The sequence below is a fragment of the Actinomadura sp. 7K534 genome, from assembly GCF_004348575.1.
Lineage (GTDB): Bacteria > Actinomycetota > Actinomycetes > Streptosporangiales > Streptosporangiaceae > Spirillospora > Spirillospora livida.
This window is the reverse complement of sequence record NZ_SMKB01000529.1, coordinates 1-741: the sequence shown is the minus strand read 5'-3', so window position 1 is coordinate 741 and position 741 is coordinate 1. Positions and strand designations below refer to the sequence as shown.

Annotated in this window: 1 protein-coding gene; it reads left to right on the top strand. The window is 66.9% G+C overall.

Annotated features, from left to right (window positions below; genetic code table 11):
- Positions 1-331: 331 nt before the first annotated feature.
- A partial coding sequence (locus E1266_RS37555; RefSeq protein ID WP_132055366.1) for an MscL family protein occupies positions 332-741 on the top strand: 410 nt, incomplete at its 3' end.

The window sequence follows — 741 nt, the reverse complement described above, 5'->3', positions numbered from 1 at the left end:
CTCCCCGAGGGCGCCCCGTCCCATCCCCGAGGCGACGCCAGAGTCGTGGTCTCCGCCGTCCCCGTCCTAACAGTCCCTTCCCCCGACGAAACCACTCGCCAGCAGGGCGCCCTGGTACTCCTCGCCACAGACAGAACGCAAGCCCTAGCCCTGGCGAGCACCACCGCCCTCCTCTCCCTGACGATCAACCCGAAGCCCTGAGACCCGCCCGACGACTTCAACCAGCCCACGAACACCCTTGGCATGTCACGGGAGGTTTCATTACGATCCGTAGCCATTCCTGCGCGCCTGCTGCAGCGGATGGCGCATCCCCCGAGAGTCCGGAGCCGGTATGAGTGGTTTCAAGAAGTTCCTTCTTCGCGGCAACCTCGTCGAACTGGCGGTCGCGTTCGTCGTGGGGGCCGCGTTCGCCGGCCTCGTCGAGGACTTCGCGGCCTCGTTCATCTCACCGCTGATCGCGCTGCTCGGCGGCGAACCCGACTACACGGACCTGGCCGTGACGATCAACGGCACCAAGTTCCCCTACGGGATCTTCGTGACCTCGGCGATCGCGTTCACCATCACGGCGGTGATCGTCTACTTCCTGGTGGTGCTCCCGACGACCAAGCTGATCGAGCGAATCGACCGCGGGAAGGAGGCCGTCGAACGCGACTGCCCGCAGTGCCTGAGCGCCATCCCGATCAGGGCCCGCCGCTGCCGCCACTGCACCGCCGAGGTGACCCCCGCCACCGAGACCCCCAC